Raw genomic sequence first — 21839 nt, 5'->3', positions numbered from 1 at the left:
TTTCTACCATCAATCAATGAAAATAATTTCGATCGATCAACCAGTAAAAATCCACACAAGTTGTTCTTCATAATCTCTTAATGATCTTTCTTAAAACCTCATCAGTTTTAAGCTCCAACCCAATCATTTAACGTTTCGTTTCATGCATTGCGTTGGTGTGCTGCGTATTCTATACAGTTTCAAAACGAGCGCAAGGGATTTTCTTAAAAATATCCAAAAAAACCAACCATACGTTTATTTTTTAATCTAAAAGGCTATTTTTAACACTTTTTTTGCGTTTTTCTAGCTAATTCCGCATGAAAAGTTTAAGCAAATGTTAATTTTCTAGCCCTCATCTCATAAAAAAAGATCACCCTAATGGTGATCTTTTTGATTCTTCATCAAAATATTTTAATTTGCCTGCTCAGCCAGCCAAGTCATAAATTTTTGACGCTCAGCTTTAGAAGCCTTTTGCCATAATTGAATCAGCTGCTGATCATTCTGGTCTGCTGACTGAGTATATACAGCTGCCGGTTGATGAACTGGTGTCGCAACTTGAGTCGTCATATCTAATTTTTTAGTCAACACGCGATTTCCAAACCATGGTTTCGCTGCATCTTTAGCGCCCGTCTGCTGGACTAGGAGCTGATTTTTTGCATCATATAGCCCAATAATGGGCTGATTTTTATATTTTTGCGCTGCATCAAAATCTTTAGGCGCCTGAATGAGTGCTAAACGATAAGTTTCGCCATCTTTAAGGCTTGGTGTTTTTACCGTAACCACACCTGACTTTAAAATATCATGTGAATTGTCTGAATGCTGAAAAAATTCGTTATAGCGCACACTGATCGCATTTATACCTGCATCCAAGCTATAAGTCTGATTAGAACGCAATAGACCCGAGTTCACCTCCTGATCATTTACGGCAACAATTTTTATTTCTTCAGGTACTGTGACGGTCACTGCCGAAAAAACTGATGTGCTAAACAGAAACACTGCTGCAGTTGCCGCAATACGTAAATCCATATCCTTTACTCATTTTTGGTTGTTTATTAAAAATTAGCCGCACTATGCCGCGTCTAAATGACAATCTTATGACAAAGGCTGGAGCGATACAGCCTGTGTTCTTAGCATTTATTTGGCTAAATATACCCCATCATATTCAAATACAACTCTAAGACATAAAAAAAGAAGCATCAAATTGCTTCTTTTTTTATGATCTAAAATCATTTATGCAAAAGTCTTAAAGCGCTCTGCATCATCCATAAAGGTTTTTTCACCTGCAGGAGCTTCAATCGAACCAAATACCAGTTGAGCGCGAAGTTTCCAGTGAGATGGAATCTCGAAAGTTTGTGCGACTTCTTCATCAATAATTGGATTGTAGTGCTGTAATGAAGCACCAATATTTCTTTCTGCCAAAGCGGTCCAGGTTGCAAACTGTGCAATAGCAGAAGAATGCTCAGACCAGACCGGGAAGTTATCGGCATAAAGTGCAAACTGCTCCTGCATCGACTTCACTACGTTCTGGTCTTCATAAAACAGTGCGGTACCATAACCTGCAGCAAAAGCATTGATCTTGCTATTGGTTGATTCAAATGCATCTGCTGAAACCAGATCACGTAAAGTTTCACGTACAATATGCCAGAAAGTATCATGTGATTGACCAAATAAAATCACCACACGCGAGGTTTGCGAGTTAAAAGATGACGGACTGTGCTTCACCGCATCTTTAATGATTTTCTCAATTTCTGCTTGATCCAGCTCTACATTTTTTCCAATTGAATAAATGCTACGGCGTTGTTTGATTTGATCTAAAAATGCCATGAACCCACCTCTGTATATTTTGGTTATTTGAAAATCGATAAAGTTATATTACGTGCTTTAAGCACCCAAGACAGGTGCATTTCGATAACAATGTGTTTTATTTATAGAACAATCAGATTTAGATCTGAGTAGCGTATTTGTATCTGATTTTATCCGCAGCTTCCATGCTGTCACATATAAAGTGTTCTATAAACTTTTAATCAAATACTTTGAAACGATGCTGATCCGGTTTTTGTAATTTTTCTGCTACTGTTTGTTCAATTGACCCAAAGCAAAGTTGTGCGCGTAACAACCAGTTCTTTTCAATCTGAAAATGCTCTGCGACCCTTTCATCAATCAGTGGATTATAGTGCTGTAAGGATGCCCCTAAGCCAGAATCTGCCAGCGTCGTCCATACGGCAAATTGCGCCATACCGGAAGTTTGTTCCGACCATGCTGGAAAATCCTCACTATTTAATGGCATTTTCTTTTGTAATTGTTGAATCACGGCTTGATCTTCATAAAATAAAACCGTGCCATAGGCCGCAGCACATTGATTCAACTTGATTTCAATTCCTTCGTAAATATGTGCCGGCATATACTGACGCTGCACCTGTTTCACAATTTCCCAGAATTGATGATGAGAATCTGCAAATAACACCACAATGCGCGTAGTTTGAGAATCATAAGCCGAAGGGCAACTGCGCACTGCTTCCTGAATGATTTCGCCAAGATAAGTCTGACTATAATGTACCCGCTTACCGAGTTGATCGATACTACGGCGCTTTTTCAATTGATCGACAAAAGTCAGTTCTAAATCACCATTCAGTTTATTTTTTCTTGAAAATTTAAAATCCTTGGTTATATCGCTTGTTAATACCTGACCAATCTTATTTAGCAATGCCATTTTCTACCCCACAAAAAACAAGCCAAATCAGCTTAGAAAATCCCCTACAATTATAAGGCCTTTATCAAGATGGGCAGATTTAGTGGTGGTTTTACTGTCGGTTTTTACAACACTCAAACCAGCCAAAAACAACAAACTCCGCACTTGGCGGAGTTTATGTGAAGCATTGCACATTATTTATTTTTCAGTTTCAAATAATGCAGCAACAAAAGATTTGGCAGAGAATGGACGCAGGTCATCAATTTTTTCACCCACACCAATAAAGCGAATCGGCACATGAGTACGACTGGCGATATTAAACAGTACCCCACCTTTGGCAGTACCATCAAGTTTGGTAATAGTTAAGCCCGTCAAGCCTACCGCCTCATCAAACATCTCGACCTGATTAATAGCATTCTGACCAGTACCGGCATCGACCACCAACATCACTTCATGAGGTGCAGTGGCATCAATTTTCTGCATTACACGTTTTACTTTAGTCAATTCCTGCATCAAATGACCTTTGTTATGCAAACGGCCCGCTGTGTCTGCAATCAATACATCCACACCTTTGGCACGCGCACTTTCAAAAGCATCGAAAATCACTGAAGCTGAATCTGCACCATGACCCTGAGCAACAACCGCAATATTATTACGCTCACCCCAGATCTGTAGCTGTTCCGTTGCAGCTGCACGGAAAGTATCGCCTGCTGCCAACATGACAGTCTTGCCCTCACCTTGCAGACGCTTTGCCAACTTGCCAATGGTAGTCGTTTTACCGACACCATTCACACCAACCACCAGAATCACATAAGGCGATTTATTTGGATCAATATGCAGCGGTTTTACTCGTGGTGCCAATAAAGCCACCAGTTCTTCCTGAAGCGCTTTATAGAGTGAATGCGAGTAGATCAAATCACCACGTGCTGTACGTTCAGTTAGGTTAGCAATAATGGTCTTGGTTGCTTCCACGCCAATATCTGCCACCAGAAGCTGCTCTTCGACTTCTTCTAATAATTCATCATCAATTTCTTTACCGCCAATCAGGATATTGACCATCCCATCGGCAAGGTTTTTACGGGTTTTGGTTAAACCCACTTTCATACGGCTAAAGAAGCCACCTTTCGCCGCAGAATCTTCATTTTCAGTTTCTGTTTCGACAGGTGCAGAAACTACAGCTGTTTCGCTTGGCGTTTCTACAATAGGCACATTGACCGCAGGTAAGCTCGGTAATGTGACATCATCATCTCCGATATCAGCATCAATCAAAAATTTGTTTTGCCCATTAGATTGCTGTTGCATGCCGAATCCTTGAAAAGCATTGCGTTAAAAACCCAGATTCTACCATAACTTGCCTGCTTTGCAGCTAGCAATGGAAATGCTGGACAAACATACCAAAAAGCTACAGCTCTCGGTTGCTTTCAAGCACACATTTATTAAAAATAACGCTAAATACAAATGCCTATTTCAGGAGATCTAGTGTTCATCACCTTTTCGACTATCTCCTCTTTCTCGCAAATGATCAAACAGACGCTTTATCCACTCGGTGCAGCGGTATTGTTTAGTCTGAGCTTTGGCCCGGCCCAGGCACAAACCCGAAGCGAATTGTCACGCACTACTTTTGAAACCACTTTAAGTAACGGTTTAAAAGTCATCATTCGGGAAGACCATCGTGCGCCCATGGTAATGACACAGATTTGGTACAAAGTCGGCAGCAGCGATGAATCTGGAAATATTCTGGGGGTATCACATGCGCTTGAACATATGATGTTCAAAGGCACTCATAAAGTGCCAAATGACGAATTTACCCGTCTGAGCCGGATTTATGGCGGCAGTATCAATGCGGCCACCTTTACCAATTACACCAATTATTATCAGCTGTATCCTAAGGCCTATTTTCCTATGGCCCTGGAACTTGAGTCTGACCGTATGAGCAATTTATTATTGCGGCAGCAGGACTTCGAGCCAGAAATTAAAGTCGTCATGGAAGAACGGCGCCAGCGTACCGATGACAATCCGCGGGCGCAAGCATTTGAACGGTTTAAATGGGTCAGTTATCCGACCAGTCATTATCGCCAGCCGGTGATTGGGCACATGAAAACCCTGAATAATATTCAGTTGAATGATGTCAAAAAATGGTATCGGGACTGGTACAGTCCGAATAATGCCATTTTGGTGATTGTTGGAAATGTAGAATCTGAAGCTGCTTTGGCTCAGGTACAAAAATATTTTGCTGACATTCCCGCACGTCCAACACCAGCACGCAATGATGTACTGGAGTTTGAGCGTTTGGGTTATCGCCATATGGAAATTAATAGCAATGTTCAGGTGCCCAATCTGTACATGACCTGGAATGTAAAATCCCTCGGCACTGCAAAAAACCCCCAAGATGCGTATGCCTTGACCATTATTCGCAGTCTTTTGGACAGTGGCATTTCTTCGCGCCTGCAAGACCGATTGGTACGTGATCGTAAAATTCTGACCTCTGTCAGCGTTTCTTATGATCCCTATAATCGCGGCGACAGCCTGTTTGGTATTTCTGCCTTACCTGCGCCGGGCATCTCTTTGCAAGAAGCACAACAAGCAATTCAGGATGAAGTGGATTTACTTAAAACTACAGCGATGACCCAACAGGAAGTGGATCGTATCAGTACCCGCTTTATTTCCAATTTGATCTATAGCCAGGATGATATTGCCGGACAAGCCAAAATGATTGGAAATCTAGAGGTCAATGGCTTGAGTTATCGCCTGATGGATGAATTACCGAAACACTTTGAAAGTGTCAGCGTTCAGGATATCCAGCGTGTCGCAAACGCCTATTTTGTACGTGAAAATCTCAGCACGCTTTATCTCTCTCCTGAACAAAACACCCAGCAACGGGGATTATAATGCTTCAACTTCGTTCATTTTTGCTTATTTCAATTTTAAGTCTTAGCTCGGCTACCCATGCAGAAAACTATCTGGATCCCCAGCCTAACCAAAATGATAATCCGAGTCAGTTACAGTCTATCCCTTTGCTGCAAAGCTTAAAAAATATTAATCAGCAACGGGATTTTCAGGCGCCTTATATTCATGATCTAAACAATCGCTACAAAGTACGCACGCTGTTTGTTGAAACGCAAGATCTTCCCATGGTAGATATCCAGCTGACCTTTAATGCCGGTTCGGCCCGTGATCAGGAAATTGCCAAAGGCCTATATGGTCTATCCAATATGGCAGCCAAGTTGATGCGTGAAGGAACCGACAAATATAGCGCCAATCAGGTGGCGGAAGTTTTTGACCAAACCGGAGCACAATTCAGCGTACAAGCCTATCGGGATATGTTTGTGGTTCGTCTGCGTACGCTTTCAGACCCGGAAAAACTGGAACCCGCATTGGGCATGCTGATGGAGGTTCTCAAGAATGCATCATTTAAACCATCCAGCATTAATCTGGCTTTAAGCAATACCCAAGTGGGACAAAAACAGCTGCAGGAAAACCCAAGCCGACTGATGGATATCCGTTTTTATCGCGCTTTATATGGTCAGCACCCTTATGCAGAACCAATCAGCGGCACCCAAGGCAGCACCAAGAAAATTAATGCAGAATTATTGAAAAAATTTCGTGATCAGTTTTTGGTGGCGCAAAATATGAATATTGCCATTACTGGCAAACTCAGCCCGAAACAGGCACTCGAACTGTCTGAACGAATTGCCGGCAACTTACCTCAAGGGCAAAAAGCAGAAGCATTGCCACAGCCTGAAATTCAATCTGGTTTTGAAGTGGTACATCTACCCTATAACTCGTCTCAGGCGCATGTCACCTTTGGGCATTTAGGCCCAACCCGCTTTACTGAAGATAAACTGGCTTTAGAAGTCGCCAATCGCATGTTTGGCGGTAGCGGATTTAATGCAGTATTGATGCAGGAACTACGGGTGAAACGTGGTTTTACTTATGGCGCTTATAGTTCATTGAGCTTTAGTCAGGCACCCGGCGTATTCAGCTTTAAGTATTCCACGCGTCAGGATCAACTGCTAGACAGCATTCAGGTCGCACATCAAGCATTTATCCACTTTGTCAGCCAACCTATTGATACTCAGCGTCTGGAAGAAACCAAAGCAGGCATGTTACGTGCTTTTCCTAATAATTACAGCAGTAATGCCACCATTAATGCCCAGCTAGGCAATATGGGTTTTTATAGTGAGCAAACTGATTATTTATCCAGTTATCCAGAACGCTTGGCTAAAATCACAGCGGCAGATGTACAAAATGCAGTGCGCAAGCATTTTCATCCTGATCGCTTAACCCTGGTCGTTGTCAATAAAGAACTGGATCAAAATGCTTTGAAAATGCGTTTGGAACAGAATTTAATGGATGCCAATTATTACTTACCAACAAATCCTATGCCTAAGGCATCTCCACAGAGACCGGCGGAAGCTGACGTGCCCGAAGCGATTCCTGCTGATAAGCCTGCATCAATTTAAGGTACTGCCCACGACGGATATGCTGCTGCTCTAACAAGGCGAGTGCCATATCTTGGGTTTGGGGAAGGTTTTGCTGTTTAGACAGTTGTTGAATCTGGGTGACTTGGGAAAGGCTAAGCGGACGATATAAAGCAAATGCGGCTAAAAGTAGAATGACCGCAATAATAAAAATAACCACACTGTTATAAATCTGTTCCAGTTTGATTCTGCTGAAAAATTGGCTTAGTTTTTCTGTATCTATAGACATACACTACCTCAGGTTAGAGGTAGTGTATGGTCGTAGTTACATAAGTTCAAGTCAGCGCACTGAATATTCACAAGAGCTGAATCCTGCTATTTTGGGCATTAATTCATTATTCTGGTAATAATTGTTGAATACAGCACCAATGCAACAACAAGTAATACCAGTGCAATTGCAAATTTACTTAAACCGGCTTCTGCTTCAGGCGGATGTAAGCGATCCTCATCTGCAATGCGGACCAGCTCACCATTATAGAGTTTATAAAACTGCTCACGCTGGTTTTCGTCCAGCGCCCGGGTAAAGTCGTAGACTTCTTTACGTTGTGCCAGCCCATAGTCACCTAGATGGGTATATTTACTGAATATAGCTTGATCGAGTTTTTTACGATGCAAATCGGCAAGTTCCATAATTTGACCTGCAGTCGGAGGCATATCAAATTTCACACCATCTAAAGTTCTTGTCATCATGGCCTTCTCCTTATTGTTTGCTATCCATTTACAATGTAGCTTAATAATATTTATAGTTGTGTATAGTTTAATCAGTTAAACTATAACTGAAGTAAACAAATAAAATCGAATAGTTGACTTTTCCATTATTTTGTAATATTAGTTTAACAATACTAATTTATATTTGTATTTAGACTAAATAGTCTATCCTGTAATCATAATTAAAATTAAGGAGTTTTTATATGATACAACAACTCTCTCAACACGATCTGGAACATCTGTACGCAGATGCCGTGAATACCATTCAATCGCAAATGAACTTTGCTGATGCGGTAAAACAGCTTGAAGAAGCCGCTCGTGCAGGCCATGGTAAAGCAGCGCTCTTTTTAGCAGAACTTTATTATCAAGGTTTTCGTGTAGAACGAGATTCACTCAAAGCCCAGTACTGGCAAAACATGGCCACCATGCAAGCATAAAGAAACGTCACCTAGGTGGCGTTTTTTTCAGCCCTTTTTTCAATAAATAGCAATCAATACATATTTTCTTACGAATCCTTGCAAAGCTGAAACAGTAATTTCATATAAAGTTCCTAGAATAGAGCCTGAACTCCAATAGCACTTTATTCTAATGAAACCACGAAAAATTATTCAAATTGATCCGATCTGCAAAAACTTTCTGTTAAAGATCACGATGCTTAAATCTTTGATGAATTGTGGCGAGCTATGGGGCGCATATCACCAAGGCTGGGCGATGATGCGTGACCAGGAAGATTGTATCTTTCCATTCTGGCTCAATCCGCTGGATGCTAAAAATTATGCCCAGCAACATTGGCCGGATTACATCCCGCGTAAAATCAATTCTGAAGATTTTGAAAATGCGTTATTGCCGACCCTGTCGCGACTGAATGTTACGCCAGCGCTGCTCAACACCAATGGAACCAAACTCAAACTGACTGCTGCACAGATGCGTCATCTGTTTTTTTCGCAACAAAGACTGCACATTGCTTAAATAACATGCTATTTATAAAGACTAAAACCTAAACACTTAGAGATGTTCAGGTTGAATACATACTCTAGGATTAATAATAAATTGACCAATAAGGATGATTAAGCATGACCAATGTGGCACAGGTGCTCAGTGAAAAAATGCATCAAGCTATTTATACCATCCGTCCAGATTCTACCGTTTTAGAGGCCATCACCTTGATGGCGGATAAAGGAATCGGGGCGCTTGTGGTAACCCATGAAGACAACGTGGTGGGGATTTTGTCAGAGCGGGATTACACTCGTAAAATCGCGCTGATGCAAAGAACCTCATTCGACACCACTGTTAATGAGATCATGACCTCTAAAGTGATTACCGTAAATACAGCTACTAGCGTAGAAGACTGTTTATCTCTGATGACTGAACGCCACCTACGCCACTTACCCGTGGTCGAACATGAAAAACTGATCGGTCTGATTTCAATTGGGGATTTGGTCAAGGCCGCCATGGATGACCAACGTAAATTGATTGAACAGTTACAGCAATATATCTCAGGTTAAAACATCATCTAGCTTTCTCTAAGGCATTTGAAGATCATTTAAGTGACATCAAGATAAAGTTTTATATCTGATGCATAAAAAATCCCGGTACGTGTATCGGGATTTTTTTATATGAACATTCTGAATAAAATCAGTTTAGACCTAATTTTTCTGCGACGTAATCTGAGTCTTTATCACCACGACCCGATAAGTTCACCACAATTTTGGTATCTTTTGGCAATTTACCCGCTTCACGAATGGCCCAAGCCACCGCATGCGAACTTTCTAGTGCAGGCACAATCCCTTCTACACGGGACAAGGTCATAAATGCATCCAGACATTCCTGATCGGTTGCAGTCGTATACTCAACCCGACCCAAATCTTTAAGCAAGCTATGCTGCGGCCCCACACCCGGATAATCCAGACCAGAAGCAATTGAATGCACTGGCAATGGCTCGCCTTGTTCATCTTCAAGCACATAACAGGCCATCCCGTGTAACTGGCTCGGTTTACCTAAAGTCAATGTTGCTGAGTGCTTGTCAGTATCCAGACCATGACCTGCCGGCTCAACGCCTACCAGTTTCACATCTGGTTCATTTAAAAATGCAGTGAATGCGCCCACTGCATTAGAACCACCACCAACACAGGCAACAACATAATCAGGATTTGCACCAAAACGCTCATTCGCCTGAACTTTAATTTCATCACCGATAATCGACTGAAAATCACGAACCATCATCGGGAATGGGTGCGGTCCAACCACCGAACCGATGGCATAGATGTAGTTTTTCGGGTCTTTTAAATATTCTTCAAAAGCACTGTCGACTGCATCTTTGAGTGTGGCTGTACCGCGAGCCACAGAAATCAGCTTGGCACCCAGAATCTTCATTTTCACAACATTTGGATGTTCTTTTTCGATATCCACCTGGCCCATATGAATTTCACATGGGATACCCACCAAGGCACATGCAGTTGCCAAAGCAACACCATGCTGCCCTGCACCTGTTTCTGCAATGACTTTGGTCTTGCCCATATATTTGGCAAGTAGTGCTTCACCTAGACAGTGATTGATCTTGTGTGCGCCGGTATGATTCAGATCTTCACGTTTTAAATAAATCTGTGCCCCACCGAGCTGTTCAGAAAGACGTTTGGCATGAAATAAAGGACTTGGACGACCGACATAATGGGCAAACAGGTCTTTCAATTCATTCTGAAATTCTTCAGTCTGACGAATTTCCTGATAGGCCACATTAATATCATCCATGGCCTGTTTCAGATCAGGTGGAATAAACTGACCGCCATACTGACCAAAAAAACCCTCTTCATTCGGTAACGCAATACCATTAATTTGATGAGTCATAATCATGCCTGAAATTCTAAATAAGAGATAATGAGTGACTTTATACTAGAATAATTTGTTTTAAATCACTAATAACTCTAACTAAAGTCACTTATAGATAAATGGAATTAACGTGCCAGATATTTGGTCATGTCTTCAATGCCTTTCAATGTCATTGGAAACATATGATTTTCAAATATTTGCTGGATCAGACCAATGGTATGGGTGTAATGCCAGTATTTTTCTTCTTCAGGATTCAGCCAGGCAGTTTTATCAAAATGCTGACGCAGACGCTGCAACCAGACCTGTCCAGCTTCATCATTCATATACTCAACCGAACCACCGACAGAATTCAGCTCGTACGGTGCCATACTGGCATCCCCGACCACAATCACGCGGTAATCGCGGCCATAGGTATTGAACAAATCCCAAGTATTCATGCGTGAACTGGAACGACGGACATTATCTTTCCAGACATAGTCATACAGACAGTTATGAAAATAGAAATATTCCAGGGTCTTGAATTCGGTTTTCGCAGCACTAAACAGCTTTTCACACTGGGCAATATGCGCATCCATCGAACCGCCAACATCAAATAGCATTAAAACTTTAATACGGTTACGACGCTCCGGCACCAGTTGCACATCCAGAATGCCCTGCTTGGCCGTTTCACGAATCGTACCATCAATATCCAGCTCTTCGGCTGCACCCTGACGGGCAAACTTACGCAAACGGCGCAATGCCATCTGCATCTGACGGCTACCCAAAATCTGTTCATCATCCAGATTGCGGTATTGACGCTGCTCCCAGACTTTCACCGCAGAACGCTTACGCCCCGGCCCGCCAATACGCACACCTTCGGGATGATCGCCATAGGCACCAAAGGGTGAAGTGCCACCGGTACCAACCATCTTGTTACCGCCCTGATGTTTTTTATGCTGTTCGCGCAGACGCTCTTCCAGCATTTTCATCAGTTCTTCCAGCGATCCGGCCTTTTTCAGCTCTTCGCGCTGCTCCGGGGTCAGATGCTTCTCGAGCAATTCGAGATCGAACCAGTCTTTGGGCAGCTTATGCACCTGATTTAGCAGCTCATCCAGATCAAAGGTCGCGATACCATCAAAATAGTCTTTCATGGCGCGATCGAACTTGTCGAAATAGCGCTCGTCCTTGACCATTATAGTTTTGGCAAGCTGATAGAACTCGTCCTGATCGGCAAAGACCAGTCCTGCGGCAACTGCCTGATTGAGGTCAATCAGTTCGCGGGTCGATACCGGCACGCCGTATTTGCGTAAGGTATAAAACAGTCGCACAAACATGCGTGTTTCTCCCTTAACGACGTGACATAAATGCTAGACGTTCGAGCAACTGCACATCTTGCTCATTCTTGATTAATGCGCCGTACAGGGGCGGAATTGCTTTGGATTTATCAGTATTGCGCAGAATATCTTCCGGCATGTCGTCAGCCATAAGCAGGCTGAGCCAGTCGATCAGTTCAGAAGTTGAAGGTGGTTTTTTTAAACCCGGAATCTGACGTAATTTAAAGAAGACTTGCAAAGCCTCATTGACCAATGTGGTCGAGATATTGGCAAAATGCACATCGATGATTTCACGCATGGTGGCTTCATCCGGGAATTCGATGTAATGGAAGAAGCAACGACGCAGGAAAGCATCTGGCAATTCTTTTTCATTATTTGAGGTAATGATCACGATTGGGCGCTGAGTTGCCGTAATGGTCTCGCCAGTCTCGTACACATAGAACGACATTTTATCGAGTTCATGCAGCAAGTCATTTGGAAACTCGATGTCTGCCTTATCAATTTCATCAATCAACAGGACACAGCGCTCTTCACTGGTAAACGCTTCCCATAATTTGCCCGGCTTGATGTAGTTCTTGATGTCATAGACACGGTCATCACCCAACTGGCTATCGCGCAAGCGCGATACTGCATCATATTCATACAGACCTTGCTGTGCTTTGGTAGTAGACTTGATGTGCCAGGTGATCAGTTCCAAACCCAGACTTTCTGCAACTTGCTCGGCCAGTAAAGTCTTACCTGTACCCGGCTCACCTTTGACCAGCAACGGTTTTTGCAAACTGCGTGCAGCTTTCACCGCAAGTTTTAAACTGTCAGTCGCGATGTACTGATCGGTACCTGAAAATTGTTGAATATCAGCAGACATGATTGAACCTTATTTTTTACTTACAGCGGTGAACTTTTCTCGTGAACACGAATATTGCTTTTGTTCGACACATAGGTCGACCAGCAATAGCCAATCACAGATCCAATCCCAATGACAAATAAAATAAGTGACGCATTAATCCAAACCAGGGATTGCTCTTTGGTTAGCACCCCAAATAACAGACCAAAGATCGCGGGTGCAATGGATGCATTCGCCCCCTCGGATACCGTCGGTGTCAATAGAATGGCAAAGGCCACAATCCACAAAAAACCGCCCATAGGTTTAGGCAGACGCTTGGTTACGCTATACCAGCACCATAAAGCAATCAGGCTGCCGAGCAGATAAACTGCAACGGCAATGCTCTGTTCAGGAATTGAGTCTAATACAGCCACATAACCATTCATTTCACAACTCCTGAATTAACATTAAGCACCGCGTAAACCTTCTGGTGCCACAGCATTTGGATCAATCAAGCCTTCTGGCGGCATTTGCAGGAAGAAACCGCGAGTTTCAATAGAATCCATGACATGCAAGACATTGGCACGTGCCAGTTTACGTGATTCGCTTAATTCAAGATGCATGACAAAAGTCGCACGTCCAAATGCTGCCTGTACTGCTTCAGTCAATACGCTTAAAGGTTCGAATGTTTCAGCTTCGCTTTCATTCGCAGGACGCGCCACATACAGATACATTTCACTTTTTTTACTGGATTTGTAGATAGACACTTGCATATTTCAAACGACTTTTCTGGAAAAACAACCGCAAGGATACATCAAAAAAAAGACAGAAACATTAGCCACGTCTCATGCATCAGTCGTGATTTTGTATAATTGCTTTTTCTTTAACCATTCCTGTAGCCAATCACTCGCTAACTTTCATCTGGGTAGACAGATAAGATTCGTCCTGATGCAATACCTGAATCAGTGGCCGAGTTAATAACTCATAGCGCCACCCAAGCAGATAATCCGGCAGATCCTGTTCATCCTTGTGAAAAACTACATGCTGATACAGTGCATTCAACCATTTCTTGCGCATCAGCACTTCTTTGGGAATCGAGGTTTCATTGACCACATGTTGAATAATTGAATCAATTTTTTCGCCAATATCTTTGGAAGAATGGCGAATTGGACGTGCCAGACGTAAAGGCCAATTTGCCGGCTCCGGCAGGAATTTCAATAAATCTAAAATGGTTTTGCCATGCTCACGAACCACATTCGAACGAATGTCTTTCACATGACTCAGCTGGAAATTATTGCGCGGAAATTTTTCCACCAGATCAATCATGCTGGCATTTTTCAAAATGAAACTGCGTGGCTGATTCAGTGCTTTGGCAATCTGATCACGCCAAACCATTAATTGCTGCAATTGCATCAGCTGACGGCGTGAATGCCGGTAATTGCCGACATCCTGATACAACAAGGCAGTTGGGGTATCTTCGCCAATTTCCTGAGTCAGAAAACGGCAATCTTGCAAGGCAAAATCCAGCAGATCTTTCGAATCCAGATCCTGTTTAATTTTCTCTGACAGTTGCACCAGATAATGCACATCATTGGCAGCATAGAGCAACTGTTCGGAACTGAGTGGACGCGCCAACCAGTCAGAACGGGTCTGGTCTTTTTCGATATCGACTTCCAGCATCTGCTTCAATGCATTTTGATAGCTGACTTGCAGACCATGCCCAAGAAAAGACATGCCAACCTGAGTATCAAATACATTACTCAGCGATTTCTTCTGGGTATAGTGATAGATCAGGTCGATATCTTCACTACAAGCGTGAAAAATATTCTGCTGTGCGTTAAAAATTTTATTAAGGAACTCAGTCAGATCCAGCGTGGTTCCATCCAACAAATAGACCTTGTTGTCTACGTTAATCTGAAAAACACCCAGCTTAGGCCATAAGGTATCAACCTTGATAAACTCGGTATCCAGCCCATAAACTGAATTCTGATCCATCAGCTTCAGTACATGAGTTAAGTCGTTTTGATGTTGAATAAATTGAAACATAGAACTGAGTCTAAGATTAGATTCTCGATAGATCCATATTAACTGATCTATAGAATTTTTGTATAAAAAATAACGTCAATTCTGCCCTATTTCCTAAAAAATGGCGCTTACTTATCAGGATTTATATTCTAATTAATATCTTTTTTATATTAAAACTAACAAGATATTTAAGCTTAGCTTACTTCATGCGCATCCGGTTATGTACTGCCTGACTCAAGGTATGACTGTCGACATATTCCAGCTCACCACCTTGTGGTACGCCCTGGGCAATTCGGGTCATCTGGATCGGCAAATGCTTACTGGCCTCAACCAGATAATGCGCCGTAGCCTGACCTTCTACCGTGGCATTGGTTGCCAGAATCACTTCTTTCACCTGACCATTGGCCAAACGATGCAATAAGTACGGAATACCGATTTCTTCGGGACCAATACCATCCAGTGGCGATAAATGTCCGCCCAATACATGATATTTACCTCTGAAACTACCACTTTGCTCAATCGCCATGACATCTGCAGGTGATTCCACTACACAGAGCAGTTCATCATCACGATCCAGAGAGCTGCAAATATTGCAGACTTCGTCTTCGGTCAGAGAATGACAGACTGAACATTCATGAATGTGATTGGTTGCCTCAGTCAGCGCATGTGCCAGACCAATAGCACCCTCACGATTTTTCATGATCATATGCAATGCCATACGTTGAGCCGATTTTGGCCCAACGCTTGGCAAAATGCGTAATGCTTGAACGAGTTGATCAAAACGATCACTAAACATTGCGCATTCTTCCTTAGAACATACCTGCAAGACCAGGCGGTAAACCCATGCCTGAGTTCGCTGCTTTCATTCTTTCGTCAGATACCACTTCTGCCTGACGTGCTGCATCATTCATTGCAGCTGCAATCAGGTCCTCGATCATGTCTGGATCATCCTGAAGTAATTCAGGATTGATTTCGATACGCTTCACTACGTTACGGCAAGTCATAGTTACTTTCACCAGACCGCCACCCGCCTCGGCATGCACTTCAGTTTGCGCAAGCTCTTCTTTGGCTTTTTTTACGTTATTTTCAACTTCTTTCTGCATGCGCTGAGCTTGCTGCATCAACATGTTAATGTTCATAAATATCTCCGAACATGAATTTATAAAATTAAATCAGGTCTAAACCGCGACGAATATCCTGGATAATATCACCAATCTCTTCCAAACCAACAGATACGCGAATTAAACCTTCGCGAATACCGGCAGCTTCTTTGGCTTCAGGCGACAGTTTACCGTGTGTCGTGGTTGCCGGATGGGTAATGGTTGATTTCACATCGCCCAGATTGCCGGTAATCGAGATAAACTGGGTATTATCGATGACAGTCCATGCTTCCTCACGGCCACCTTTCACTTCAAAAGACACAATACCGCCAAAACCGCTCTGCTGTTTGGCTGCCATTTCATGACCGACATGCTCAGGCAGGCCCGCATAATATACTTTTTCTACTTTTGGATGCTGATTCAAAAATTCAGCCAGCTGCTGTGCACTTGCTGAATGTTCACGCATACGCAAACGTAGTGTTTCCAAGCCTTTTAGGAAAACCCAGGCATTAAATGGGCTCATTGATGGGCCGGTAGTACGCACATAGCCAAAAATTTCTTCAAGCAGCTTGTGATTACCCACGACAGCACCACCTAGCGCACGGCCTTGGCCATCCAGATATTTAGTCGCAGAATACACCACCAGGTCTGCACCAAATTTGAGTGGTTGTTGTAACACAGGTGTACAGAAGCTGTTATCAATCGCCAGTAAAGCATCATTGGCATGCGCAATATCGGCGAGTCCCTGTATATCAGCTACTTCTGCTAAAGGATTCGATGGAGATTCAACAAACAGTAATCTGGTTTCAGGCTTAATGGCATTTTTCCATGCATCAAGATCAGTCAAATCGACGAAATCAACACTGACGCCAAATTTTGCGACATATTTTTCAAACATGGAAACCGTAGAACCGAAGACTGCACGTGAACAAATCACATGATCACCGGCTTTTAAGAATGCCATCATCACTGCCATAATGGCTGCCATACCCGAACTGGTGGCGACGGCGCGCTCTGCACCTTCTAAAGCAGCCAGACGCTTTTCAAACATGGCAACGGTTGGATTAGTAAAGCGAGAGTAGATATTACCCGGTTCCTGGCCTGAGAATTTGGCTGCGGCTTCTGCAGCATTTTCATAAACAAAGGACGATGTTAGAAAAATCGGTTCGCCATGCTCACCTTCAAAAGTGCGGGTATGACCGGTACGAATGGCTAAAGTTTCTAATTGGTAAGAAATATCGTCTTGCTGGCTCATCGCTTTACCTCAGCCCTCAGGCTGCCTTTTGTAAAAATTTGCCAACATTTTGAGCGCCTAAGCTATTTCAGGTCAAGGCATAATAAGCGATTATTGCCTAGACTTCGATCAATCCTCCCGCGGATACGGATATTTTATTTACATGATTCAGTTAAAACAAAACTTTCAGCGCCAGCAAAAAAAATTGAAACACCTCAGCACCCGGATGTTTAATGCCTCCTCACTGATCCTGTCGCAAAAAACCCCTTTTGAATATATTGCCGGCACCGAGTTTTGCAAGATTCGCTATTACGCTTCACCCGAGAAAAAGTATAAGGAGCCTCTGGTTTTCATCGCACCCTTGGCGATTAATATGGATATCTATGATCTGTATCCTTATCGCTCTCTGGTCAAGCATTTTCAGCATAGCGGTTTTGATGTCTATCTGGTGGAATGGAAACGCTTTAACTTTAAGCACCGCCACCTGAATTTTTTATCTTTTATTGATGCAGCCATTCCTCAATCCATTGAAACCATCTGCAAGCATTCGGGCAGTCAGTTCATTTCCCTGCACGGCTGGAGTATGGCTGGGGTGTTTGTCACGCTCTATACAGCCCTGCATTCACCTGAACATGTCAAAAATCTGATCGTGGTTGGCAGCCCTATCGACAGTTATGCGTCAGGACGTGTCGGCAAACTTTTTTCTACAACCAATAAACTGATTTCTAAAAATAAAAATCTGCAACAGGCCATTCATCAAGGACTGATCCCGAAGCAATATATTCATACGCCGGGTATTATAAATGCCTTGGGCTTTAAATTACTCGATCCGATTGGCTGGCTTAAAAGCCAGAAGCAGTTTTTGCTGAATCTGGACCATGTCGAAGATGTCTATGAACATGCCACTATGGGGAATTTCCTGAATAAGATGATTGATTATCCAGGCGGGATTAATCAGGACATGGTGCTGCACTTGTGGCTGCAAAATCCTTTAAAACAGGGTTCTATCACTTTAGATGGTCGTGTCGTTGATCTTAAAAATATTAGCTGTTCTCTCTTGGTGGGTGCAGGTCAAACCGATCAAATTGTCACAGAACAGTCAGCTAAGCCTTTGATGGAATTGACAAGTAGCCAAGATAAGACGTTTACTCTTATACCGGGTGGCCATCTTGGACTAATGTCGAACCAGAAAACGGCAAATACATTCTGGCCCAAAATGACGACCTGGCTGGTGCAGCGCTCTACACGGCTTGATGCTTAAAGCAGATTTCTCGCACCAGAAAAATATTAAAAATTATCAATAGATTTAAACATATTCAGAGGGTATAGCATGATTCAGTCAGTGGCATTTATCGGCTTAGGTGCAATGGGTTTTCGTATGGCTGCACATTTGCCCAAGCATTTTGATACGGTCTATGTCTGGAACCGCAGCTTTAACAAGGCTGAAGAGCATGCTGCCGAATATGGCACCCAAGCCGTCACACTGGAACAGGCCGTACAGGCAGATGTGATTTTTTCTTGCCTGCCCACCAGCGCTGATGTAGAACAACTTCTGGAAAATTTACCGCTTAAATCCGGTTCAGTCTGGGTCGACTGCACCAGTGGTGTACCAGATTCTGCCCAAAAACTGGCAGTACAACTGGCTGAACATGGGGTAATCTTTCTGGATGCACCGGTCAGCGGTCAAACCATTGGCGCTGAAAATGGCACGTTAACTGTGATGGTGGGCGGTAATACAGAGGGTTATGAAAAAGCCCTTCCTGCGATGCAGGCTTTTGGCAAACTGATCAAGCATGTCGGTGAATCTGGCGCGGGTTTTGCAGTGAAGGCCGTAAATAATATGTTAATGGCTGTAAACCTGTGTGCTGTCGCAGAAGGCTTTACTACACTGAAAGCGCATGGGGTAAACCTGCATGAAGCACTGGATTGTATTAATGCCTCCAGTGGTAAAAGCATGGTGACCGAAACCGTATTGCCACAGCGTATTTTAAACCGCAGTTTTCCTGTAACCTTTGCCCTGCCACTCTTGGCCAAAGATACAGGTATTGCAATCGACCTTGCACGTGAGGCCAAACTTTCTGCGCCTGTGCTCTCTTTAACCCAGAATCTGATTCAGGTGGCCAGCAATCTGTCGGATAAAAACATTGATTTTTCCAGTGCTGTGAAAATGTATGAATCATGGAGTAATATTACCATCGAGTAATATCTCGCCATTGAATAATGATAACGAAACCTCATATTGTGACTATTAGGCAGGCACATATAAGTGGATAACCCAGAGGAAACTCTCATGAAGAAATTTTCTGTTGCAGCATTAATTGGCTTTGCAACTTTGTTCGGGGCTTCAACATCGGTTCTTGCATCTGAACAAGAGTGCAAAAAATTAAAAAATGATCATGACGTGATTTATGCGTCTAAAGGTTTCTGTTTCAAAGATCCTGAAGCAAAAGCCAAGTTTGGTAATGACAATTGCTATACAACCAAGCCAAAATTCTCGGAAAAAGAGCAACAACGTCTTGACGCGATCAAAGATCGTCAGAAAGAATTGAACTGTAAATAATTCAGTTTAATGACGCTCAAGGAATGTACTTATGACTTATGATGATCAGAATATTTTTGCACGAATTCTACGCGGTGAACTTCCTGCGATAAAAGTGTATGAAGATGACCAGGTTCTTGCATTTATGGACATCATGCCTCAGGCAGAAGGTCATACTCTGGTGGTTCCGAAAACTCCGGCGATCACTTTACTGGATCTACCACCTGAAGCTGCAGCCTATACGATTCAGATCGTACAGAAAGTTGCAAAAGCCATTGAAAAAGGTTTAGGTGTGGACGGTATCGTGCTGATGCAATTATCAGGGGCCGCAGCGGGTCAGACCGTACCACACGTACATTTCCATCTGGTTCCTACCTCTTTGCACAATCTGGGCAAACATGCAGCACAAATGGGCGACCAGGAAAAAATTAAAGCGCTGGCTGAGAAAATTAAAGCTGCCCTTTAAGCTATTCTTAATACCTAAAAATGGAGCCTCGGCTCCATTTTTTATGTCTAATGTATTTCACTCTTGATTAAGCCAATAAAATATCAGTAAAAGTCACCTAGCCTATTTTTAAGTTTTGCAGCAAATACCGAGCTTAGCTGTATTTGCATCAATCCTGCTTACCCCACTCATAATCCTATAAAAAATAAGACAATGATTGTCTTTAATATTTCTGAAATATTTCCTTAATCATATTGACTTATTTGTAATGAATACTTGGCACCAATAGAGCAGTAGATGTTTCAAAACAATACTGAAACTTGTTTTTAAGACGATGAATAAAAAAGTCTTTATTGGAGCAACACATGAAAAAAACGTTATCTGCATTAGCAATCGGGGCAACAATTTTAACACCAGTGATGGCAGCTGCTGCTGATGTTAAAGTGTATGGTCGTGCACACGTTTCTTTAGATTATCTGGATGATGGCCAGGATTATAACGAAGTAGGTCTTTCTTCAAACTCTTCACGCCTAGGCTTTAAAGCTGAACAAAAACTAGAAAATGGTATGACCGTATTTGGTCAAATCGAACAGGAAATTAACTTTGCGAGTGGTTCTGCAAATGATGATGTTGAATTTGCAACTCGCGATACTTTTGTTGGTTTAAAAGGTGATTTTGGTCAAGCGCGTATCGGCCGTTTTGACAGCCCATTCAAAGTAGCACGTGGCCCGGTCAACTTCTTTGGTGATATGGTCGGTGATGTTCGTAACGTCACACGTGCTGGCAACTTGCGTTTTGATGAACGTAATAACAATACCATTGAATATAAATCACCTAAGTTTGGCGGTGGCTTTAATGTTTTAGCAGCACTTTCTTTACACGAAGGTAATAGCCCTGATAGCGTATCAACGTCTTCACCAAAAACTACTGTAATTGAAACTGTGAATGGTCCAGTAACAGTAGTCGTACCGGGAACCACAACTACTACCAATAAAGATAATCGCGATGATAAAGCATACGACCTCGCTTTAACCTATAAAGAAGGTAAAGTTGATTTTGCTGCTGCCTATGAACATTATGAAGAAGATGCAGGTCGTGGCGAACGCGATGGTTTCCGTATTGCTGGTGCTTACAAAATCACACCTGAGTTCAACCTGGGTGGTTTATACCAATTCCTTCAACATGATAATTCTGAAGCAAACCCAGATGCACAAGTATTTGGTGTAGCAGCTGACTATAAATTTGCACCAAAAACATATCTACGTGGTCAAGTGTTCCACCGTGATGTAGATGCAGATGATGCGAATGCAACATTATTGGCACTTGGTGTTGAACACCGTTTAGACAAAACAGTACGTGTATATGCAAACCTGGCAACTGTACTAAATGATGAGAATTCAAATGTTACACCATGGGCACAAGCGCGTACAAACAACGTAGGCGGTACACGCGGTGAAGATGCAACCGGTCTTTCTCTAGGCATGCGTTACGACTTCTAAGACCAGTCTCCCTCACAAAGCTTAAAAAGAACATGCCTCCAGCATGTTCTTTTTTTGGCTTGTTTTTTATCAAAATAAATAAGATGAGAAAGATTGTGACACTGATATTCAACCATTATAAAACCAACCAAAATAGTTTGATTAATTTTATTCAATCTTTTAAAACCAAGCATTTTAA

General features: G+C 42.6%; 25 protein-coding genes. 10 read left to right on the top strand and 15 right to left on the bottom strand.

Annotated elements, in window-relative coordinates; genetic code table 11:
- Window positions 1-390 precede the first annotated feature (390 nt).
- The 4 genes from NI462_RS12055 to ftsY all read right to left on the bottom strand — a co-directional run bounded on the left by NI462_RS12055 (window position 391) and on the right by ftsY (window position 3970).
- Window positions 391-1005, bottom strand: coding sequence for a DUF2057 family protein (locus NI462_RS12055; RefSeq protein WP_180037324.1), 615 nt, complete (start codon window positions 1003-1005; stop codon window positions 391-393).
- Between the two features lie 204 nt (window positions 1006-1209).
- A complete protein-coding gene (locus NI462_RS12050) occupies window positions 1210-1803 on the bottom strand; it encodes a nitroreductase family protein (RefSeq protein WP_004278677.1) in 594 nt (197 codons plus the stop codon).
- Window positions 1804-1999: 196 nt separating this feature from the next.
- Window positions 2000-2689, bottom strand: a complete 690-nt coding sequence (locus NI462_RS12045) for a nitroreductase family protein (RefSeq protein ID WP_253160778.1) — start codon at window positions 2687-2689, stop codon at window positions 2000-2002.
- Between the two features lie 177 nt (window positions 2690-2866).
- Window positions 2867-3970 carry a signal recognition particle-docking protein FtsY gene (gene ftsY / locus NI462_RS12040; protein WP_004278679.1) on the bottom strand — a complete coding sequence of 368 codons (1104 nt, stop codon included), beginning with the start codon at window positions 3968-3970 and terminating at the stop codon, window positions 2867-2869.
- A 177-nt stretch (window positions 3971-4147) separates the two neighbouring features.
- Between ftsY and NI462_RS12035 the strand changes: the two genes are divergently transcribed.
- Complete coding sequence (locus NI462_RS12035) at window positions 4148-5557, top strand: M16 family metallopeptidase (protein ID WP_085064683.1); 1410 nt, start codon at window positions 4148-4150, stop codon at window positions 5555-5557.
- The gene (locus tag NI462_RS12030) at window positions 5557-7131 is read left to right on the top strand and encodes a M16 family metallopeptidase (RefSeq protein ID WP_253160776.1); all 1575 of its coding nucleotides are present in this window, start codon (window positions 5557-5559) and stop codon (window positions 7129-7131) included. The genes NI462_RS12035 and NI462_RS12030 overlap by 1 nt, the downstream gene beginning before the upstream one ends.
- Here the strand turns inward: NI462_RS12030 and NI462_RS12025 are convergent.
- Window positions 7055-7378, bottom strand: coding sequence for a hypothetical protein (locus NI462_RS12025; protein ID WP_004731236.1), 324 nt, complete (start codon window positions 7376-7378; stop codon window positions 7055-7057). The genes NI462_RS12030 and NI462_RS12025 overlap by 77 nt on opposite strands.
- 98 nt (window positions 7379-7476) lie before the next feature.
- Window positions 7477-7836 carry a hypothetical protein gene (locus tag NI462_RS12020; RefSeq protein WP_004278683.1) on the bottom strand — a complete coding sequence of 120 codons (360 nt, stop codon included), beginning with the start codon at window positions 7834-7836 and terminating at the stop codon, window positions 7477-7479.
- A gap of 224 nt (window positions 7837-8060) precedes the next feature.
- On the opposite strand from NI462_RS12020, the gene NI462_RS12015 reads away from it, so the two are divergent.
- From NI462_RS12015 to NI462_RS12005, 3 genes are all read left to right on the top strand, one after another.
- Window positions 8061-8294, top strand: coding sequence for an SEL1-like repeat protein (locus NI462_RS12015; protein ID WP_004278686.1), 234 nt, complete (start codon window positions 8061-8063; stop codon window positions 8292-8294).
- A 151-nt stretch (window positions 8295-8445) separates the two neighbouring features.
- The gene (locus NI462_RS12010; protein WP_253160774.1) at window positions 8446-8826 is read left to right on the top strand and encodes a DUF2750 domain-containing protein; all 381 of its coding nucleotides are present in this window, start codon (window positions 8446-8448) and stop codon (window positions 8824-8826) included.
- Window positions 8827-8930: 104 nt separating this feature from the next.
- Window positions 8931-9362, top strand: a complete 432-nt coding sequence (locus NI462_RS12005; RefSeq protein WP_004278688.1) for a CBS domain-containing protein — start codon at window positions 8931-8933, stop codon at window positions 9360-9362.
- Between the two features lie 130 nt (window positions 9363-9492).
- On the opposite strand, the gene trpB is transcribed toward NI462_RS12005, so the two are convergent.
- The 9 genes from trpB to NI462_RS11960 all read right to left on the bottom strand — a co-directional run bounded on the left by trpB (window position 9493) and on the right by NI462_RS11960 (window position 17199).
- On the bottom strand, window positions 9493-10701 hold the full coding sequence (gene trpB, locus NI462_RS12000; RefSeq protein ID WP_253160772.1) for a tryptophan synthase subunit beta: 1209 nt from the start codon (window positions 10699-10701) through the stop codon (window positions 9493-9495).
- A 107-nt stretch (window positions 10702-10808) separates the two neighbouring features.
- Complete coding sequence (locus tag NI462_RS11995) at window positions 10809-11996, bottom strand: vWA domain-containing protein (RefSeq protein WP_253160770.1); 1188 nt, start codon at window positions 11994-11996, stop codon at window positions 10809-10811.
- A gap of 13 nt (window positions 11997-12009) precedes the next feature.
- Window positions 12010-12861 (bottom strand): AAA family ATPase, encoded by an 852-nt coding sequence (locus NI462_RS11990; RefSeq protein ID WP_005262763.1) that lies wholly within the window; start codon window positions 12859-12861, stop codon window positions 12010-12012.
- A 20-nt stretch (window positions 12862-12881) separates the two neighbouring features.
- The gene (locus NI462_RS11985; RefSeq protein ID WP_253160768.1) at window positions 12882-13265 is read right to left on the bottom strand and encodes a hypothetical protein; all 384 of its coding nucleotides are present in this window, start codon (window positions 13263-13265) and stop codon (window positions 12882-12884) included.
- Window positions 13266-13286: 21 nt separating this feature from the next.
- Complete coding sequence (locus NI462_RS11980; RefSeq protein WP_004278695.1) at window positions 13287-13592, bottom strand: YcgL domain-containing protein; 306 nt, start codon at window positions 13590-13592, stop codon at window positions 13287-13289.
- A gap of 130 nt (window positions 13593-13722) precedes the next feature.
- Window positions 13723-14865 (bottom strand): ribonuclease D, encoded by a 1143-nt coding sequence (locus tag NI462_RS11975; protein WP_086044738.1) that lies wholly within the window; start codon window positions 14863-14865, stop codon window positions 13723-13725.
- 178 nt (window positions 14866-15043) lie between these two features.
- On the bottom strand, window positions 15044-15640 hold the full coding sequence (gene recR / locus NI462_RS11970) for a recombination mediator RecR (protein ID WP_005100074.1): 597 nt from the start codon (window positions 15638-15640) through the stop codon (window positions 15044-15046).
- 13 nt (window positions 15641-15653) lie between these two features.
- Window positions 15654-15983 (bottom strand): YbaB/EbfC family nucleoid-associated protein, encoded by a 330-nt coding sequence (locus NI462_RS11965; RefSeq protein WP_004278699.1) that lies wholly within the window; start codon window positions 15981-15983, stop codon window positions 15654-15656.
- 28 nt (window positions 15984-16011) lie between these two features.
- A complete protein-coding gene (locus NI462_RS11960; protein WP_253160766.1) occupies window positions 16012-17199 on the bottom strand; it encodes an O-succinylhomoserine sulfhydrylase in 1188 nt (395 codons plus the stop codon).
- A 142-nt stretch (window positions 17200-17341) separates the two neighbouring features.
- On the opposite strand from NI462_RS11960, the gene NI462_RS11955 reads away from it, so the two are divergent.
- The 5 genes from NI462_RS11955 to NI462_RS11935 all read left to right on the top strand — a co-directional run bounded on the left by NI462_RS11955 (window position 17342) and on the right by NI462_RS11935 (window position 21661).
- Entirely contained in the window at window positions 17342-18439 is a 1098-nt protein-coding gene (locus tag NI462_RS11955; protein ID WP_253160764.1) for an alpha/beta fold hydrolase, read from the top strand.
- A 69-nt stretch (window positions 18440-18508) separates the two neighbouring features.
- Window positions 18509-19381 (top strand): NAD(P)-dependent oxidoreductase, encoded by an 873-nt coding sequence (locus NI462_RS11950; protein WP_253160762.1) that lies wholly within the window; start codon window positions 18509-18511, stop codon window positions 19379-19381.
- An 87-nt stretch (window positions 19382-19468) separates the two neighbouring features.
- Window positions 19469-19738, top strand: a complete 270-nt coding sequence (locus NI462_RS11945; RefSeq protein ID WP_004278704.1) for a YARHG domain-containing protein — start codon at window positions 19469-19471, stop codon at window positions 19736-19738.
- Between the two features lie 31 nt (window positions 19739-19769).
- Complete coding sequence (locus NI462_RS11940; protein ID WP_004278705.1) at window positions 19770-20183, top strand: HIT family protein; 414 nt, start codon at window positions 19770-19772, stop codon at window positions 20181-20183.
- Window positions 20184-20527: 344 nt separating this feature from the next.
- The gene (locus NI462_RS11935) at window positions 20528-21661 is read left to right on the top strand and encodes a porin (protein WP_253160760.1); all 1134 of its coding nucleotides are present in this window, start codon (window positions 20528-20530) and stop codon (window positions 21659-21661) included.
- The last annotated feature ends 178 nt before the right edge of the window (window positions 21662-21839 follow it).

Source organism: Acinetobacter lwoffii (genome assembly GCF_024129715.1).
Classification (GTDB): Bacteria; Pseudomonadota; Gammaproteobacteria; order Pseudomonadales; family Moraxellaceae; genus Acinetobacter; species Acinetobacter lwoffii_U.
Note: the sequence above shows the minus strand (reverse complement) of the source record. Positions and strands in the feature narration are given on the sequence as shown.

Coding starts and splice junctions, on each gene's coding strand:
- NI462_RS12055 (WP_180037324.1), bottom strand. CDS start 1,005: ATGGATTTACGTATTGCGGCAACTGCAGCAGTGTTTCTGTTTAGCACA.
- NI462_RS12050 (WP_004278677.1), bottom strand. CDS start 1,803: ATGGCATTTTTAGATCAAATCAAACAACGCCGTAGCATTTATTCAATT.
- NI462_RS12045 (WP_253160778.1), bottom strand. CDS start 2,689: ATGGCATTGCTAAATAAGATTGGTCAGGTATTAACAAGCGATATAACC.
- ftsY (WP_004278679.1), bottom strand. CDS start 3,970: ATGCAACAGCAATCTAATGGGCAAAACAAATTTTTGATTGATGCTGAT.
- NI462_RS12030 (WP_253160776.1), top strand. CDS start 5,557: ATGCTTCAACTTCGTTCATTTTTGCTTATTTCAATTTTAAGTCTTAGC.
- NI462_RS12025 (WP_004731236.1), bottom strand. CDS start 7,378: ATGTCTATAGATACAGAAAAACTAAGCCAATTTTTCAGCAGAATCAAA.
- NI462_RS12020 (WP_004278683.1), bottom strand. CDS start 7,836: ATGACAAGAACTTTAGATGGTGTGAAATTTGATATGCCTCCGACTGCA.
- NI462_RS12015 (WP_004278686.1), top strand. CDS start 8,061: ATGATACAACAACTCTCTCAACACGATCTGGAACATCTGTACGCAGAT.
- NI462_RS12010 (WP_253160774.1), top strand. CDS start 8,446: ATGAAACCACGAAAAATTATTCAAATTGATCCGATCTGCAAAAACTTT.
- NI462_RS12005 (WP_004278688.1), top strand. CDS start 8,931: ATGACCAATGTGGCACAGGTGCTCAGTGAAAAAATGCATCAAGCTATT.
- trpB (WP_253160772.1), bottom strand. CDS start 10,701: ATGACTCATCAAATTAATGGTATTGCGTTACCGAATGAAGAGGGTTTT.
- NI462_RS11995 (WP_253160770.1), bottom strand. CDS start 11,996: ATGTTTGTGCGACTGTTTTATACCTTACGCAAATACGGCGTGCCGGTA.
- NI462_RS11990 (WP_005262763.1), bottom strand. CDS start 12,861: ATGTCTGCTGATATTCAACAATTTTCAGGTACCGATCAGTACATCGCG.
- NI462_RS11985 (WP_253160768.1), bottom strand. CDS start 13,265: ATGAATGGTTATGTGGCTGTATTAGACTCAATTCCTGAACAGAGCATT.
- NI462_RS11980 (WP_004278695.1), bottom strand. CDS start 13,592: ATGCAAGTGTCTATCTACAAATCCAGTAAAAAAAGTGAAATGTATCTG.
- NI462_RS11975 (WP_086044738.1), bottom strand. CDS start 14,865: ATGTTTCAATTTATTCAACATCAAAACGACTTAACTCATGTACTGAAG.
- recR (WP_005100074.1), bottom strand. CDS start 15,640: ATGTTTAGTGATCGTTTTGATCAACTCGTTCAAGCATTACGCATTTTG.
- NI462_RS11965 (WP_004278699.1), bottom strand. CDS start 15,983: ATGAACATTAACATGTTGATGCAGCAAGCTCAGCGCATGCAGAAAGAA.
- NI462_RS11960 (WP_253160766.1), bottom strand. CDS start 17,199: ATGAGCCAGCAAGACGATATTTCTTACCAATTAGAAACTTTAGCCATT.
- NI462_RS11955 (WP_253160764.1), top strand. CDS start 17,342: ATGATTCAGTTAAAACAAAACTTTCAGCGCCAGCAAAAAAAATTGAAA.
- NI462_RS11950 (WP_253160762.1), top strand. CDS start 18,509: ATGATTCAGTCAGTGGCATTTATCGGCTTAGGTGCAATGGGTTTTCGT.
- NI462_RS11945 (WP_004278704.1), top strand. CDS start 19,469: ATGAAGAAATTTTCTGTTGCAGCATTAATTGGCTTTGCAACTTTGTTC.
- NI462_RS11940 (WP_004278705.1), top strand. CDS start 19,770: ATGACTTATGATGATCAGAATATTTTTGCACGAATTCTACGCGGTGAA.
- NI462_RS11935 (WP_253160760.1), top strand. CDS start 20,528: ATGAAAAAAACGTTATCTGCATTAGCAATCGGGGCAACAATTTTAACA.